This is a genomic window from Lichenicoccus sp. (assembly GCF_965277665.1).
Lineage (GTDB): Bacteria > Pseudomonadota > Alphaproteobacteria > Acetobacterales > Acetobacteraceae > Lichenicoccus.
In genome coordinates this window covers 3,668,900-3,682,993 of the sequence record NZ_OZ255835.1, presented here as the reverse complement: position 1 = coordinate 3,682,993, position 14,094 = coordinate 3,668,900, and the positions used below count along the sequence as shown (strand labels likewise).

Annotated in this window: 16 protein-coding genes; 7 read left to right on the top strand and 9 right to left on the bottom strand. The window is 70.2% G+C overall.

The window, feature by feature from the left end:
* Positions 1-4: 4 nt before the first annotated feature.
* On the bottom strand, positions 5-1,957 hold the full coding sequence (locus ACQY4O_RS17270) for a bifunctional 5-dehydro-2-deoxygluconokinase/5-dehydro-2-deoxyphosphogluconate aldolase (RefSeq protein WP_428377574.1): 1,953 nt from the start codon (positions 1,955-1,957) through the stop codon (positions 5-7).
* A 206-nt stretch (positions 1,958-2,163) separates the two neighbouring features.
* On the bottom strand, positions 2,164-2,388 hold the full coding sequence (locus tag ACQY4O_RS17265) for a DUF1127 domain-containing protein (protein ID WP_428377573.1): 225 nt from the start codon (positions 2,386-2,388) through the stop codon (positions 2,164-2,166).
* Positions 2,389-2,630: 242 nt separating this feature from the next.
* Between ACQY4O_RS17265 and ACQY4O_RS17260 the strand changes: the two genes are divergently transcribed.
* Together ACQY4O_RS17260 and ACQY4O_RS17255 are read left to right on the top strand one after the other, a co-directional pair.
* Entirely contained in the window at positions 2,631-3,134 is a 504-nt protein-coding gene (locus ACQY4O_RS17260; RefSeq protein ID WP_428377571.1) for a hypothetical protein, read from the top strand.
* Entirely contained in the window at positions 3,131-3,382 is a 252-nt protein-coding gene (locus ACQY4O_RS17255) for a hypothetical protein (RefSeq protein ID WP_428377569.1), read from the top strand. Before ACQY4O_RS17260 ends, ACQY4O_RS17255 begins: the two co-directional genes overlap by 4 nt.
* Positions 3,383-3,423: 41 nt before the next feature.
* Here ACQY4O_RS17255 and ACQY4O_RS17250 read toward each other — a convergent pair whose 3' ends face one another.
* The 3 genes from ACQY4O_RS17250 to ACQY4O_RS17240 all read right to left on the bottom strand — a co-directional run bounded on the left by ACQY4O_RS17250 (position 3,424) and on the right by ACQY4O_RS17240 (position 6,360).
* Entirely contained in the window at positions 3,424-4,473 is a 1,050-nt protein-coding gene (locus tag ACQY4O_RS17250) for a YeiH family protein (protein WP_428377568.1), read from the bottom strand.
* 85 nt (positions 4,474-4,558) lie between these two features.
* A complete protein-coding gene (locus ACQY4O_RS17245) occupies positions 4,559-5,452 on the bottom strand; it encodes a LysR substrate-binding domain-containing protein (RefSeq protein WP_428377566.1) in 894 nt (297 codons plus the stop codon).
* The gene (locus ACQY4O_RS17240; RefSeq protein WP_428377564.1) at positions 5,449-6,360 is read right to left on the bottom strand and encodes a MurR/RpiR family transcriptional regulator; all 912 of its coding nucleotides are present in this window, start codon (positions 6,358-6,360) and stop codon (positions 5,449-5,451) included. The genes ACQY4O_RS17245 and ACQY4O_RS17240 overlap by 4 nt, the downstream gene beginning before the upstream one ends.
* Positions 6,361-6,510: 150 nt before the next feature.
* On the opposite strand from ACQY4O_RS17240, the gene iolG reads away from it, so the two are divergent.
* Both iolG and ACQY4O_RS17230 read left to right on the top strand, forming a co-directional pair.
* A complete protein-coding gene (gene iolG / locus ACQY4O_RS17235) occupies positions 6,511-7,509 on the top strand; it encodes an inositol 2-dehydrogenase (protein ID WP_428377562.1) in 999 nt (332 codons plus the stop codon).
* A 95-nt stretch (positions 7,510-7,604) separates the two neighbouring features.
* Positions 7,605-8,063, top strand: coding sequence for a periplasmic heavy metal sensor (locus ACQY4O_RS17230; RefSeq protein WP_428377560.1), 459 nt, complete (start codon positions 7,605-7,607; stop codon positions 8,061-8,063).
* A gap of 59 nt (positions 8,064-8,122) precedes the next feature.
* On the opposite strand, the gene ACQY4O_RS17225 is transcribed toward ACQY4O_RS17230, so the two are convergent.
* From ACQY4O_RS17225 to ACQY4O_RS17210, 4 genes are all read right to left on the bottom strand, one after another.
* Positions 8,123-8,620, bottom strand: a complete 498-nt coding sequence (locus ACQY4O_RS17225) for an FAD-dependent oxidoreductase (RefSeq protein ID WP_428377559.1) — start codon at positions 8,618-8,620, stop codon at positions 8,123-8,125.
* Positions 8,620-8,946 (bottom strand): MocE family 2Fe-2S type ferredoxin, encoded by a 327-nt coding sequence (locus ACQY4O_RS17220; protein WP_428377557.1) that lies wholly within the window; start codon positions 8,944-8,946, stop codon positions 8,620-8,622. Before ACQY4O_RS17220 ends, ACQY4O_RS17225 begins: the two co-directional genes overlap by 1 nt.
* Positions 8,946-9,608, bottom strand: a complete 663-nt coding sequence (locus ACQY4O_RS17215) for a fatty acid desaturase (protein ID WP_428377556.1) — start codon at positions 9,606-9,608, stop codon at positions 8,946-8,948. The genes ACQY4O_RS17220 and ACQY4O_RS17215 overlap by 1 nt, the downstream gene beginning before the upstream one ends.
* Before the next feature lie 257 nt (positions 9,609-9,865).
* Positions 9,866-10,711, bottom strand: coding sequence for an oxidoreductase (locus ACQY4O_RS17210; RefSeq protein ID WP_428377555.1), 846 nt, complete (start codon positions 10,709-10,711; stop codon positions 9,866-9,868).
* 153 nt (positions 10,712-10,864) lie between these two features.
* On the opposite strand from ACQY4O_RS17210, the gene ACQY4O_RS17205 reads away from it, so the two are divergent.
* From ACQY4O_RS17205 to ACQY4O_RS17195, 3 genes are read left to right on the top strand one after another with little or no spacing between them, the layout of a single operon-like run.
* Complete coding sequence (locus ACQY4O_RS17205) at positions 10,865-11,338, top strand: molybdopterin-dependent oxidoreductase (RefSeq protein WP_428377554.1); 474 nt, start codon at positions 10,865-10,867, stop codon at positions 11,336-11,338.
* A gap of 10 nt (positions 11,339-11,348) precedes the next feature.
* The gene (locus tag ACQY4O_RS17200) at positions 11,349-12,200 is read left to right on the top strand and encodes an extracellular solute-binding protein (RefSeq protein ID WP_428377552.1); all 852 of its coding nucleotides are present in this window, start codon (positions 11,349-11,351) and stop codon (positions 12,198-12,200) included.
* A complete protein-coding gene (locus tag ACQY4O_RS17195) occupies positions 12,127-14,052 on the top strand; it encodes an ATP-binding cassette domain-containing protein (protein WP_428377551.1) in 1,926 nt (641 codons plus the stop codon). The genes ACQY4O_RS17200 and ACQY4O_RS17195 overlap by 74 nt, the downstream gene beginning before the upstream one ends.
* Positions 14,053-14,094 lie beyond the last annotated feature (42 nt).

Here is a 14,094-nt window from a genome sequence, read left to right as displayed (position 1 = left end):
CCCCTTATTTCTGCTCAGGCTGTTCGCGTGCCTGCCAGGCCGCGACGAGGGCGGCGAAGCGACGCGCCATCTCGTCGACCGCCGCATCGTCGGTGATCTCGTTGGCGAGCCACTGCCGGGCGGGATCCATGAAGATGGTGCGCCCGATGGCGAACCCCTTGACCCAGGGCGTCGCCGCCGAGGCATGGAATGCCTCGATCAATTGCTCGGCCGGCGCCTCCAGCCCGAGCAGCACGATGCCACGACACAGCGCATCACGCGCTTCGATCACCGCGCCGATCGCCTGCCAGGTGGCGCCGTCGCGCTGCGGCTCGAGCTTCCACCAGTCGGGGCGGATGCCGATATCGTACAGCCGGTGCATTACCCGGGGCAGGGTGTCGTGGGTGAGCGGGCCGTGCTTGCCGGCGATGATCTCGACCAGCAGGTCGCGGTTCTGGCGGCGGCAGGCATCCTGCGCGCGCAGCAGCTCGCGCTCCTGGCGCAGCCGCAAGGGCTCGGCATCGTCGGGATGATAGAAGCACAGGCACTTCACCACCTGGTCCAGCGGCCACTCGGCCAGCTGCGCGCCGAGCGAGCCGCCATTCTCGAAATCGAGCGGCCGCGAGCCGGTCTGCTCGATCGGGCGCGCCACCCACAGCCCGGCATGCGAGGCGGCGAACAGCGCCTCGCGGCCGTAGCGGCCATCGAGGAACATCCCAAAGCCGGGCCGGCCCTCCGCCACCCGGGCGGCGGCGCGCACGGCGAGCCGCTTGAAGTCGGCGATGCGGGAGAACGGTGCGTCGACCGAGCGGGCGATATCCTCCAGCTGCACGCGATGATCGCAGGCCAGTGCCATGATCGGCGTCGGCTGCACACGCCGGGTCGTCGCCCAGTGGATATGGTTGAGCGCCGCGTCGTGGCGCAGCGCGTGCTGCTCGGACCCGTGCTGCAGGAAATGCCGCAGCTCGGGAAAGGTCGGGATCTCCGGCGAGCACAGCAGGCGCGACACCGCGAAGGCGCCGCTGGCATTGGCATAGGCGCAGCAGGTCTCCAGCGGCTCGTGGCGCAGCCAGCCGCGCAGGAAGCCGGACATGAAGGCGTCGCCGGCGCCGAGCGTGTTGTACACCTCGACCGGAAAGCCCGGGCCCTTGATGCCGTCCTCGATGCTGTCCGGGATGGTGCCCGCAAACACCACGCAGCCCATCGGGCCGCGCTTGCAGACGATGGTCGCCGCCGGGGCGGCGGCGCGCACGGCGCGGATTGCCGCCAGCGTCTCCTCGTGGCCGCCCGCGATATGCAGCTCCTCCTCGGTGCCGACGATCAGGTCGCACTCCGGCAGGATGTCCTTCAGGTGCGCGGTGACGGTCTCCGAGCGGATGTAGCGGCTCTCGCCGGCGCCGTGTCCGGCCAGCCCCCACAGGTTCGGCCGGTAGTCGACATCGAACACCACGCGGCCGCCTGCATCGCGCACCAGGCGCATGGCCAGGCGCTGGGCGGCGGCGGAGTGCGGCTTGGAGAAGTGGGTGCCGGTGACGACGACGGACTTCGTGCGCGCCAGCAGGCCAGGGTCAATGTCGGTCTCGTCGAGGGCTGCATCGGCGCAGTCGGTGCGATAGAAGATGATCGGAAAGCTGCTGCTGTCGCGCACACCGAGGATGGCGAGCGCGGTCAGCCGGTCGGGATCGGTATGCACGCCGGCGACATCGACGCCTTCGCGCTGCATCTGCTCGCGGATGAAGCGGCCGAGATGCTCGTCGCCGACGCGGGTGATGATGCCGGAGCGCAGGCCGAGGCGGGCGGTGCCGATGGCGATGTTGGCGGGGCAGCCGCCGACCGCCTTGCTGAAGCTCGCCATGTCCTCCAGCCGCGCGCCGATCTGCTGACCATACAGATCGACGGACGAGCGCCCTATGGTGACGAGGTCAAGCGTCTCCGCGGGGGAGCGCCCCGAATTCTCCCCTGGGTCCCCTGGGCTCATGGCGGCCTCCATTGCTTGCCACCATGATTGTCCTATTCCATATTTTGGTCAATATGGAACGTCAGTTCCCGTGTCCCTGGTCGTCTCGACGAATTGAATCGCAAACGCCGGCCCGGATCCCCCGCGAAAGGATCCGGCACCGGCGTCAGCAAGATATCAACGGCAGAGCAGCGTTGCGGGGGAGAGGCCTCCGCTCGGACCGAGTGTTAGCGGGCGTACTCGCCGGCGGCCACCGACGCGATGTCGGCGCGGCTGATGCCGAGGTCGAGCAGCTGGCGATCCGAGTAGCTGTCGAGCTCGCGGCGGATGCGGGCGCGCTCGGTCTGCTGGATGCGGAAAGCGCGGTAGCGCTGCATCAGGAACGCCAGGGCACTGGTGCCGGAGACCGGCGTGCCGAAGGACGCCATCGAATGGGCATGTGAGTTGGTCATCGTCTTAACTCCGTTGCGGTCAATCTTGTGCAACGCAACATCGCAGTCTCGATCGGGTTTTGCAAGGGGATTGTGCGTCGCACAAAAAGTTCATGTGGACGTCATTTTACCGTAGCGAGGGAGCCTGAGCGTGCGCCGCCCGACCATCACCGATCTCGCCCGCGAGGCCGAAATCTCCATCTCCACGGTCGACCGGGTGCTGAACGGACGCTTGCCGGTGCATCCCCAGACCGCAAGCCCGGGTGCTGGCCGCCGCCGACCGCATCGGCTTCTACGCCGCCGGGCTCATCCGCCAGCGGCTCGAGGCGCAGGCTCCGGTCCGGCGCCTCGGCTTCGTGCTGCAGCAGCGCAGCGCGCCGTTCTACCAGGCGCTCGGGGCGGCGCTGCGCGACGCGGTGCTGGACAACCGCGCCATACGCGGCCAGCCGGTGATCGAGTATCTCGATGACCTCACGCCCGCCGCCGTGGCGGCTTGCCTCCGGCGCATCGGCAGCCAGGCCGACGCCCTGGCGCTGGTCGCGGCCGACCACGCCCATGTCACCCGGGCCATCGACGACCTGCATGGACGCGGCATCCCGGTCTTCGCCCTGCTGTCGGACCTGACGGCGGTGGCGGCTTCCATGTGCCCGAGGCCCTGGTCAGCCTCGAGGAGCCTCGCCTTGCCTACGAGGCCACCGCCGACCTGCTGCGACGCACGCCGGACCTTGCCGGGCTCTACGTCGCCGGTGGCGGGATCGGGGGCGTGATCGGGTTGCTGCGCGACCGCGCGCAAGCCGGCGACGGCCATCCGATCGTCACCATCTGCAACGAGCTGACCGAGGTGACGCGCGCGGCCCTGATCGACGGCATCGTGGACATGGCCATCGCGCACCCGCTCGAGCGCATCGCCGGCGGCCTGGTCGAGGCGATGATCCGGTCGATCGGCCGGCCGCCGCCGGACACGCCGGTGCAGGTCATGCTGCCGTTCGAGCTGTACACGCCGGAGAACCTGTAGCGCGCCATTCGATACGGGCGATGGCAGACAGCCAAACGACTTCAGGCGAGCCCCAGCAGCCGGATCAGGCCGAGGCCGATCACCGCCAGCACGACCAGCGACGCCGTGACGACCACGGCCACACGGGCGCCGGCGCCGGCCACCGCGCGCAGGTCGGTGCTCAGGCCGAGGGCGGCCATCGACACCACGGTCAGCGCGTTGGCGATGCCGGTGACGTCCGGCAGCACCGCCGCCGGCAACATGCCTCCGGCGCGGGCGGCGGCAAGGGCGACGAAGCCGATGATGAACCAGGGCAGCAGCCGGTGCAGGGGAGGCCTGCCGCCGCTGCCGCCCAGCGCGGCAAGGCCGAGCACGACCGGACCCAGCATCAGCACGCGGACCAGCTTGACCAGCGTGCCGAGCTGCACCGCGGCGGTCCCCATCGGCGCGGTGGCGGCAAGCACCTGCGGCACCGCATAGACGGTCAGGCCCGCAAGCGCGCCATACTGGGTGGCGCTCAGGTGCAGCAGCGGCATCGCCAGCGGCAGCGCCAGCACCACCGCCACGCCGAGCACGGCGGTAAAGGCGATCGCGGCCGCGACATCGCGGCCGTCCGCGCCGATCACCGGAGCCACCGCGGCAATCGCCGAGTTGCCGCAGATCGAGTTGCCGCAGGCGATCAGCGTCGCCATCCGGTGCGGCAACCCGAACAGCCGGCCGAGGCCGTAGCTGGCGCCGATGGCAAGCGCCACCACGGCGCCGATGCCGAGCGGCAGCGCCGGACCGGCGGCGAGGATCGCCCCGACATCGAGGGATGCGCCCAGCAGCATGACTGCGACTTCGAGCAGGATCCTGGCGCTGAAATCGATGCCGGGAGCCCAGGCGGCTGCGGGCATCCAGGCCGTCCGGAGTGCGGTGCCGAGCAGGATCGCCAGCACCAGCGCCTCCAGCCAAGGCCGAACCAGGAGAGCGACTTCGACACGCTGCAGCAGGACCGCCGCCAGCGCGACCGCCATGCAAAGCAGCAACCCGGGCGCGATGCGGGTTGCCAAGGCCAGCCGGCGCGGCTGCGGCCTGTTGCGGGCCTCGCTCAGGATGGTCGGGTTGGGCATGGCGACGGGCCTCGTTGAACCGAGCCAAACCCTGAGCCGGCGTGATCAATCTATCCAACAGTATGTTTCGATATAATTGATCTAACTATTCGATTGTTTGCCCGGCGGCAATCACGGCGAGCAGGGCCTCGGTCGCGCGCGCACGGTAACGCTCGACATGCTGCACGACGCTGAAATCGCGTTCCGGCAGATCCAGCGGCACCTTGTGCAGGAGGCCGGCCTCGAGGCTGGACGCGGCAACCGAGGCGGACAGCGCGGTGGCGCCCAGGCCGGCCTCGACCGCGGCGCGCACGCTCTCGTTCGAAGGCAGTTCCATCGCCACCCTGAGCTGGTCCGCCGGAACCCCGAGCCCCGCCAGGGCCGCCTCGAACACCGTGCGTGTGCCCGAGCCAGGCTCGCGCAACACCCACTCGGCCCGGGTGAGCTCCGCCGGCCGGACCTCGCATGCGGCTGCCCAGGGGTGCCCTGCACCGACAACGATCACGAGCCGGTCGCGGGCGACCGGCCGGCTGCTCAGCAGCGGATCGTCGATGCGGCCTTCGATGAAGCCGATATCGGCGTCGCCCCGGTGCACGCTGGCCGCCACCTGCAGCGTGTTGCCGACGGCCAGCTGGATCTCGATCCCGGGATGCGCCCGCCGGTAGGCAACCAGGTGGCGCGGCAGCCAGTAGCCGGCGATGGTCTGGCTGGCCTGCACTCGCAGGGTGCCGCGGCTGAGGTCGCCGAGTTCGGCCAGCACGCGTTCGGCCGCCTCCGCCCGCGTCAGCACCGCCTTCGCCTCGACCAGGAACAGCGATCCCGCCTCGGTCAGCGCGATCCCGCGCCCGACGCGGTGGAACAGCCGGGTCGCGTGGCGCACCTCCAGCCCGGCGATGGCGGCGCTGACGGCGGACTGGGCAAGGTTGAGCGCCTCGGCAGCCCGCGTCACATGCTGCCGCTCGGCGACGGCCACGAACACCCGGAGCTGCTCCAGGGTCATGGTCTTTGCAAGGCCGCGCGTTGCTCCATCAGGGCCACCGACAGCGCGGTCGCCAGCGCCAGGGTCGCGGACAGCGACCGGAAGCCGCCGAGGTCGGTCTCGGCCACTTCCACCCAGACCCGGGCCAGCTGTGCGAGAGGCGAGAACGGGGAATCGGTGATCGCCACGACCGGGACGCCAGCCGACGTCGCGGCCTGCACCAGGCCCAGGGTCTCGCTGGCGTAGGGCGTGAAGCTCACCGCCAGCACGGCATCGTCGGTGCCGAGCAGCTCGACCTGGCGCCGCGCCATGCCGCCGGCATGATCGGCGAGTTCGCAGCGCGCGCCGAGGGTCCGCAAGGCGTAGTTGAGGTACACCACCACCGGATAGACCCGGCGCACGCCGAGCAGGCAGATCGTGCGCGCGCCGGCCAGCACATCGACCGCCTGGGCCAGCGCCGCCTGATCGATGGTCTGCTCCAGATGATCGATCGACACCCGCGCCGCATGCAAGAAGCCATGCAGCAAGGTGCTGGGATCGGCGGCCGAAGCGTCCTGCCCTGCCGGATCGCCCGCGAGCGCCTGCAGCCGCTCGCGATAGTCGGGCCAGCGCTGGCGGGCATGCGCCCGGAACACCGCCTGCAGATCGGAGAACCCGGCATAGCCCAGTGTCTGCGCGAAGCGGACCAGCGTCGAAGGCTGCACGCCGGCCTGCGCGGCCAGGTCGGCGACACGGCCGAAGGCGATCTCCTGCGGATGCTCGACCGCGAAGTCGGCAACCTGGATCAGCCGCTTCGGCAACAGCTCGCGCCGGGCCACGATCAGCGCGCGCAGGCTCTTGAAGTCGCGCGGGATCAGGCTGTCGGCCTGATCCGGGGCGGCCGCCTCCGGCACGATTTTCGCGTCCTCGCCGGCGATTCCCTGGGACATCGTTGACAACCCTCCGACGCGGTGGAATAGAATTTCCATAAAGCAAAGATCCGGTTAGATCCATTCCGCCGCGTTTCCGGTGGCGGTGCAGGTAGAGCGACCGGAGGAACGCCAGCACCAGGAAACCCCGCGCCCAGGGAAACCCCGTTCATGGTCCGCTTCGCCGTCCTCGGATGTGGCCGCATCGGTCGCATGCACGCCGCCAACGTGGCGCGCCATCCCGATGCCACGCTGGTCTCGGTCTTCGACGTGACATTGGACGCTGCTGCCGAGGTTGCAGGCCGCCTCGGGGTCAGGCAGGCCGCCTCGGTCGAGGAGGTCATGGCCGACGCCGGCATCGACGCCGTGCTGATCGCGACCTCCACCGACAGCCATGTCGAGCTGATCATCGCCGCCGCCCGCGCCGGCAAGGCGGCACTGTGCGAAAAGCCGATCGACCTCGACATGGCCCGGGTGACGCGCTGCTGGAACGAAATCGGCAGCCTGAACCCGACCGTGATGATCGGCTTCAACCGCCGCTTCGACCCTTCCTTCGCTGCCCTTCGCCGGCGCGCGCACGCGGGCGAGATCGGCCGCATCGAACAGGTGGTGATCACCTCGCGCGATCCCGGGCCGCCGCCGATCGCCTATATCAAGGGCTCGGGCGGCCTGTTCCGCGACATGACGATCCATGATTTCGACATGGCGCGCTCCCTGGTCGGCGACATCGTCGAGGTGTCGGCGTTCGGCGCCTCGCTGGTCGATCCGGCGATCGGCGAGGCCGGCGACATCGACGCCGCGATGGTCACGATGCGGGCTGCGTCGGGCGCGCTGGTGCATATCAACAACAGCCGGCGCTGCAGCTACGGCTACGACCAGCGCCTGGAGGTGTTCGGCGAGACCGGCATGCTGGTGGCCGGCAACCGGCGCGAGACCAGCGTCGAGATGTTCAATGCGAAGAGTACCCAGGCGGCCGATCCGGTGCTGCATTTCTTCATCCAGCGCTATGCCGACGCCTATGCCGCCGAGATCGCGCACTTCGTCGGCTGCGTGCAGGACAAGGCCACGCCGACCCCGAGCTTTGGCGACGGCATGGCGGCCTTGCTGCTGGCGGACGCCGCGAACGAGAGCCTGCGGACGGGCCGCAGCGTCACGCTCGAGATACACTGATCGTTACACTTGGTCGCGTGCCCGCCCGACTGCCGTTACAGGTTGCTGTCATTCTCCGGCAGAGTTCGAGGCTCAAACAGCGGGGAAGAGACGTCATGCTGATGAGGAATTTGCTGACAGCCGGTGCGGTCGTCGCGGCCATGGCCGGCACGGCCCTGGCGCAGGGCTGGGGCGGCCATGCCGCCGGCGCGCGCGGTGCGTTCGCCGGCGCGCAGTTCACCGCTTCGCAGCAGACGCAGGTGCATTCGATCATGCAGGCGGCCCACCAGCAGACCGCGAGCGCCCGCACGCAGATCCAGAGCCTGCAGCAGCAGATCGACACCCTGCTGCTCTCCTCCGGCAGCGTCACCGAGGCGCAGATCACGCCGCTGGTGCAGCAGCAGGAGACGCTGCGCCAGCAACTCGATGCGTCGCGCATCTCGACCGAGATCGCGGTGCGCAACCTGCTGACCAGCTCGCAGCTCGCGGCCGCGGCCAGCACGCATGCCCAGCTCTCTGCCCTGCACCAGCAGGAGCACGCGGTGATGCAGGCGGCAGCACCCGCCACGCCCTGACCAGGACGCCCCGGTGCATCGCTGACCGGCGAGATCACGCAGCAGCGGCGTCTCGCCCGTCAGGCGGCGCGCAGCATCGCCTTGAGCCTGTGCTCGCTGGATGACAGCGCGTCCGGGTCGGGATGTGCACGCGCCGCGATCAGCCGCTCGGCCAGCCGGATTTCGCGGGCGACCTTGCCGATCGGACCGACCCCGGTTGCCGATAGCAGCCGGCCCTGCCCGTCCAGATGGAACCAGAGCGCGGCAGCAGCCGCGCAGCAGCGCGCGTAGTCGAGCACCACCCCGTCCGACAACTGGACCCGATGCGCCGTGCGATCGATCCGCCGGGCGCTGCGGCCGGCAAGCAGCGTGATGTCGAGCTCGCGCAGCCGCTGCGGGCCCAGGATGGTGGTGGGCCCGGGGTCCGCCGCGTCCTGCATGACCGCCTTGGACAGCGGCGGCCGCTCATAGGGCGGGTGCGCCTCGTCGCCGACCAGGGTGATGCGGCCGTTCCAGCCGGCCTCGCGCAGGGCGATGGCGGCCCGGGCACCCGCCTCGCCGGCGCCCGCGATCAGCATCAGGCGAGAGCGATCAGCACGCTGTCGCCTTCGACCTTGACCGGGTAGGTGGCGAGGTTGACGCAGACCGGCGCGCCCTTGGCCTCGCCGGTGCGGTAGTCGAAGCGGCCATTATGCTTGGGACACTCGATGATGTGGCCCAGCACCAGGCCGTCGGCGAGATGCACCCGCTCATGCGTGCACAGCCCGTCGGTGGCGAAGAAGTCGCCGTCGGGCGAGCGGTAGATCGCGAACGTGCGGCCCTCGTGATCGAAGCGGAACACGTCCTCCTCGTCGATGTCATCGCGCGTGCAGGCGATGATCCAGGTGCTGACCGTGGCGTCCATCACGCGGCAACCGCTTCGGGCAGCGCGCCGGCGGGCAGCGTGCGCACGACATGCCATTGCGGATCGCGCACCTGGCGCAGCAGGCCCGGGATGATCTCGCGATAGGCCGCGAGCAGGCTCGGATACGGCGCCGGGCAATCCGCCTTGATCGCCTCGTGCAGCGCCGGCAGCGCGTGGTACGGCACCATCGGGAACATGTGGTGTTCGACGTGGTAGTTCATGTTCCAGTACAGGAACCGGAACACAGGGTTCATCATCACGGTGCGGCTGTTCAGCCGGTGGTCGAGCGTGTCCTCGGCGAGGGCCGCGTGCTGCGTGGTGCCGAACACCACCATCAGCCACGCCCCGTAGAAGCTCGGCAGGCCGACCAGCATCGCCGGGATGATGCTGTGCGTCGCGATGCAGGTGGCGATCACTGCCGCGAACAGCGCGACATAGGTCCGCGCGACCCGGACCACCTTGGGCTGTTCCATCCCGGGGATGAAGCTCCGCTCCGCCGCGGTCAGCCGGCCGGTCGCATGCAGCGCCATGCGGTACAGCGCGGTCGGCCCGCTCTTGAGCTGGAACATGTTGAGCAGGATGCCGAACAGGTCCGGCGGCCGCTTGACCGAGATCTCCTCAGCGCCTTGAGCTGCTTGCGCGGCACCATGCAGCTGTACCACTGCGCCGAGGCAAGCCCCTGCTCGACGGCGCGGGCGCTGTCGGCGCCGACGAGGCTGTAGTCGCGGGTCCTGACGGCAAGCTGTTCTGACAACGGGCGTCTCCTTCGCCGGCGAGCCGCCTTGCTGGACGCCTCGCCGGTCGGAGGCAACGCTATCGGGGCGCCGGCGGACGAACAACGCCGACATGCGGCCGCTGAAAGGATTCTTTCACGATCTTCCAGAATAGGCGCGACGATCGATGAAAGAATCTCTCATCCTCAGCTCGGGAAGTCGGCGCTCAGGCTGGCCTGCTGCCAGCGCTCGATCTGCGCCAGCCGCTCCCTGAGCTTCGCGGTGACGCCGTCATAGGCGACCTTGCCCAGCACCAGGTGCCGCGGCGGCTCGGCGCTCTCCACCACGCGGATCATCGCCTCGCCGGCGCGCACCGGGTCGCCGGCCTGCTTGCCGCTGATGCCGGCGGTGCTCTTCATGCGGGCGCCGGCGGTCTCGGCATAGTCCGCGATCCGGTTCGGGGTCTGCTTGAGCGAGCGGCCGGCCCAGTCGGTGCGGAACGGTCCCGGCTCGACGCAGGTCACCTTGATCCCGAGCGGCGCGCCCTCGGCCGCCAGCGCATCCGAGAAGCCCTCCACCGCGTGCTTGCTGGCCGCGTAGTAGCCCGACCCCGGAAAGCCGATGAAGCCGGCCATCGAGGTGATGTTCAGGATGTGGCCGTGCCGGCGGCTCCGCATGCCGGGCAGCACCGCGCGGGTCAGCGCGAACAGGCCGAACACGTTGGCCTCGAACTGCGCGCGGATCTCCTCGTCGACGCCCTCCTCGAGGGCTGCCTGGTAGCCATAGCCGGCATTGTTCACCAGCACGTCGATCGACCCGAAGCGGGCCTCGGCCTCGGCCACCGCGCCCCTGATCTGCCCGGCATCGGTGACGTCTAGGCTGAGTGCGAGCACCCGGTCCTCGGCGCCGCGCCCGAGATCGGCGACCCGGGCGGCATCGCGCGCCGTCACCACCGCGCGCCAGCCGCGATCGAGCACCAGTTGCGCAAGGTCGCGCCCGAAGCCGGTGGAGCAGCCGGTGATGAACCAGACCGGACTTGTCTGCTCTGCCATGTGCCTATTCCTCTGCAGGGTGAGCCCCAAACGCAGCGGTCCCCACCGGGATGCGGGGACCGCTTTACGCGATATCCGGCGGACCATAACGTAGCCGGGCAAGGACGCGGGGACGAGACCGGTATGCGGTTGGCCAGGCTACTGCCCGCGGCAATGGCATTGCTTCTCGGATTGCTGCAGGCCGCCGGCGCGGGTGCGGCCGCGGCCGACGCGACGACGTTGCAGCGGCTTGAAATCCAGGGTCGCGTCGCCCATCCGCAGGTCCTCACGGTCACCGATCTGAAACATCTCTCGCCGACCACCGTCACGCTGACCCAGGTCGCCGAACACGGTCCGCAGACTGCGACCTATACCGGCGTGCTGCTCTGGACCCTGCTCGATCGGGCGTCCCTGGTCGACGAGCCGGGCCAAAAGACGCATCTGCGGCACACGATCCTGGCGCGTGGCACGGACGACTACGCGGTGGCGTTCGGGCTCGGCGAGGTCGATCCGAAGTTCGAGGGCAAGCCGGTCATCGTGGCGCTGGCCCGGAACGGCAGGCCGATGCACGGCCTGGAGCTCATCGTGCCCGGCGACAAGCATGCCGGACGCGACGTGCATGACCTCGATGCGATCACGGTGAACTAGGATGCAGCCGATGGTCACAGCCGCCGCCGCCGCACTCGCCCTGGGCGGCGTCATGCTCGCGTCCCAGGCGCGCGCGGCCGATGTCAGCGTGCTCTATGCCGGATCGCTGGTGAACCTGATGGAGCACGGCATCGGCGCCGCCTTCGACGCCAGCAGCGGCGACCACTTCGTCGGCTATGCCGGCGGCTCCAACGCGCTGGCCAACCAGATAAAGGGCAGGCTGCGGCGCGCCGACGTGTTCGTCAGCGCCAGCCCGAAGGTCAACGACGCGCTCACCGGTGCCGCGAACGGCAACTGGGTGTCCTGGTATGTGACCTTCGCCAAGTCGCCGCTGCTGATCGCCTACAACCCGCGAGGGCGGTTCGCCGCCGAGCTGAGATCGAAGCCCTGGTACGAGGTGCTGCGCGAGCCCGGCATCCGGATCGGCCGCACCGATCCGGCGCTCGACCCCAAGGGACGCCTGACCCTGCAGCTGCTCCAGCGCGCCGAGCAGGTCTATCACCAGCCGGGCCTGGCGCAGGCCGTACTCGGCGCTCCGAATAATCCGGCGCAAGTACGGCCGGAGGAAAGCCTGGCCGGCCGGATGCAGTCCGGGCAGCTCGATGTCGGCTTCTTCTATTCGACGGAAGCGACCGACCTGAAGCTGCCGTCGATCAAGCCGGCCCCGGAGGTGGCAACGGGCGCCATCTATACCGCGACCATTCTGCGCGATGCCGCCGATCCGGCAGGCGCCGCCCGCTACGTGAACTTCCTGCTCGGCGAGCCGGGCCAGGCGGTCCTGCACCGGCATGGGCTGCAGACGGTGGCCCCGGTCCTCGCCGGCGACAAGGCCACCGTGCCCGCCGCCGTTCATTTCAGGTAGTAGCCTGCGCCTGAACCTGCCGCCCGCGCTGCCGCTGCTGGCGGCGCTGCTGTCGCTCTACCTGATCGCGCCGTTCCTGGCCGGCCTCGGCCAGTCGGGACACGCGGACTGGCGCGGTGTCGATCTCGCGACGCTGGCGCAGGCCGGCCTCATCTCGATCGCCAGCGCCACGCTGGCCAGCCTGCTGGTCGGGGTCTGCGGCATCCCGCTCGGCTACCTGCTGGCGCGCGTGCCGGGGCCGGGCATGGCGTTGCTCGGCTTCGTGGTGCAGTTGCCGCTGGCGTTGCCGCCGCTCGCCAGCGGCATCCTGCTGCTGTTCCTGCTCGGCTATGCGAGCCCGCTCGGACGCCTGACCGGCGGCGCCTTCACCGACAGCTTCGCCGGCATCGTGCTGGCGCAGGCGTTCGTGGCCGCGCCCTTCCTGATCGTGGCCGCACGCTCGGCCTTTGCCGCGGTCGATCCCGCCCTTGAGGATGTCGCGGCGACGCTCGGGCATCGGCCGGGGAGCGTGTTCCGGCGCGTCAGCCTCGCGCTCTCGCTGCGCGGCATCTGGGCCGGGCTGCTGCTCACCTGGCTGCGCGCCTTCGGCGAGTTCGGCGCCACCGTGATGGTCGCCTACCACCCGTACTCGTTGCCGGTGTACACCTACGTGGCGTTCGGCAGCGAGGGCCTGCCGGCGATGCCGCCGATCCTGCTGCCGACCGTGCTGATCGCGATGCTCGTCATGGCGATCAGCCTGCGCATCGGCGCGCCGTCCAGGGCGAGACCTCTCGCCGCGGCACGGCCCGCAGGCGCGATCCCGCTGACTGCCGCCACCCGACCGGTCGCGCATCCGGCCGGCGGCCCGCTGCAGTTCGCCTTCACCTGGCACCGGCCCGGCTTCGACCTCGACATTGCCTGGCATACACGCGCGCGGCGGCTCTGCATCCTGGGAGCCTCCGGATCGGGCAAGTCGGCGACCCTGCGCCTGCTGGCCGGTCTCGACCGCGCCGATAGCGCCCGCGTGCTGCTCGACGGCCACGATCTCGGCGGCCTGCCGCCGCATGCGCGCGGGATCGCCTATGTGCCGCAGGTCTATGGCCTGCTGCCGCACCTGCCGGTCGAGCGGCAGGTCCGCTTCGGCGTCGATTGCGATCCGGCGCGTGCCCGGCACTGGACCGACCGGCTCGGCCTCGCCACGTTGCAGCACCGGCTGCCCGCCGAGCTGTCGCTGGGTCAGCAGCAGCGGGTGGCGCTGGCCCGCGCCTTGTCGCGCCGCGGAAAGCTGCTGCTGCTGGACGAGCCGTTCGCCGCCCTGGACGCCACCCTGCGCGCGCAGCTTCGCGACGAGCTGGCGGCGCTGCAGCACGAGATCGACATGACCAGCATCCTGGTCACCCACGATCCGGAGGAGGCCTTGCTGCTCGCCGACGAGCTGCTGCTGCTGGATGCGGGCCGCGTGCTGCAGTCCGGGCCGGCCGAGACCCTGTTCCGACGGCCGGTGAACGAGGCGGCCGCGCGCCTGCTGGGAGCCCGTGCGTCCGCGGCCGGACATGCGGTGGCGCCGCAACGAATCGATGTCGGCGGCGGCGTCCGCCTGCAGGTCGCGGGCGCGGCGCTGGCGAGCGGCCCGGTCGGCTGGGCGGTACGGCCCGGCCGCATCAGGATCACCGACGGTGACGGCTATCCGGCAGCAGTGATCAAGGCCGGACCGGTTCGCGGCGGCCAGCGGCGATTGCTGGTGCGCCTGGGCAGCACCGAGCTGCCGGTCGAGGCCGATCCAGGCTTTTCCGCCCAGACCCGGAATGTGCAGCTGTCGATCGATCCCGCGGCGCTGCAGGTGTGGCCTCTCGACAGCACCAATGTCCCCTGAGCGCCGGCAGCCGACAATGCTGCTGTCGCATCTGAAGATGGA

What these genes read in the sequence shown, in the direction of transcription:
- ACQY4O_RS17270 (WP_428377574.1), bottom strand. Translation starts at nt 1,957, where the DNA reads ATGAGCCCAGGGGACCCAGGGGAGAATTCGGGGCGCTCCCCCGCGGAG.
- ACQY4O_RS17265 (WP_428377573.1), bottom strand. Translation starts at nt 2,388, where the DNA reads ATGACCAACTCACATGCCCATTCGATGGCGTCCTTCGGCACGCCGGTC.
- ACQY4O_RS17250 (WP_428377568.1), bottom strand. Translation starts at nt 4,473, where the DNA reads ATGCCCAACCCGACCATCCTGAGCGAGGCCCGCAACAGGCCGCAGCCG.
- ACQY4O_RS17245 (WP_428377566.1), bottom strand. Translation starts at nt 5,452, where the DNA reads ATGACCCTGGAGCAGCTCCGGGTGTTCGTGGCCGTCGCCGAGCGGCAG.
- ACQY4O_RS17240 (WP_428377564.1), bottom strand. Translation starts at nt 6,360, where the DNA reads ATGTCCCAGGGAATCGCCGGCGAGGACGCGAAAATCGTGCCGGAGGCG.
- iolG (WP_428377562.1), top strand. Translation starts at nt 6,511, where the DNA reads ATGGTCCGCTTCGCCGTCCTCGGATGTGGCCGCATCGGTCGCATGCAC.
- ACQY4O_RS17230 (WP_428377560.1), top strand. Translation starts at nt 7,605, where the DNA reads ATGCTGATGAGGAATTTGCTGACAGCCGGTGCGGTCGTCGCGGCCATG.
- ACQY4O_RS17225 (WP_428377559.1), bottom strand. Translation starts at nt 8,620, where the DNA reads ATGCTGATCGCGGGCGCCGGCGAGGCGGGTGCCCGGGCCGCCATCGCC.
- ACQY4O_RS17220 (WP_428377557.1), bottom strand. Translation starts at nt 8,946, where the DNA reads ATGGACGCCACGGTCAGCACCTGGATCATCGCCTGCACGCGCGATGAC.
- ACQY4O_RS17210 (WP_428377555.1), bottom strand. Translation starts at nt 10,711, where the DNA reads ATGGCAGAGCAGACAAGTCCGGTCTGGTTCATCACCGGCTGCTCCACC.
- ACQY4O_RS17205 (WP_428377554.1), top strand. Translation starts at nt 10,865, where the DNA reads ATGGCATTGCTTCTCGGATTGCTGCAGGCCGCCGGCGCGGGTGCGGCC.
- ACQY4O_RS17200 (WP_428377552.1), top strand. Translation starts at nt 11,349, where the DNA reads ATGGTCACAGCCGCCGCCGCCGCACTCGCCCTGGGCGGCGTCATGCTC.
- ACQY4O_RS17195 (WP_428377551.1), top strand. Translation starts at nt 12,127, where the DNA reads ATGGGCTGCAGACGGTGGCCCCGGTCCTCGCCGGCGACAAGGCCACCG.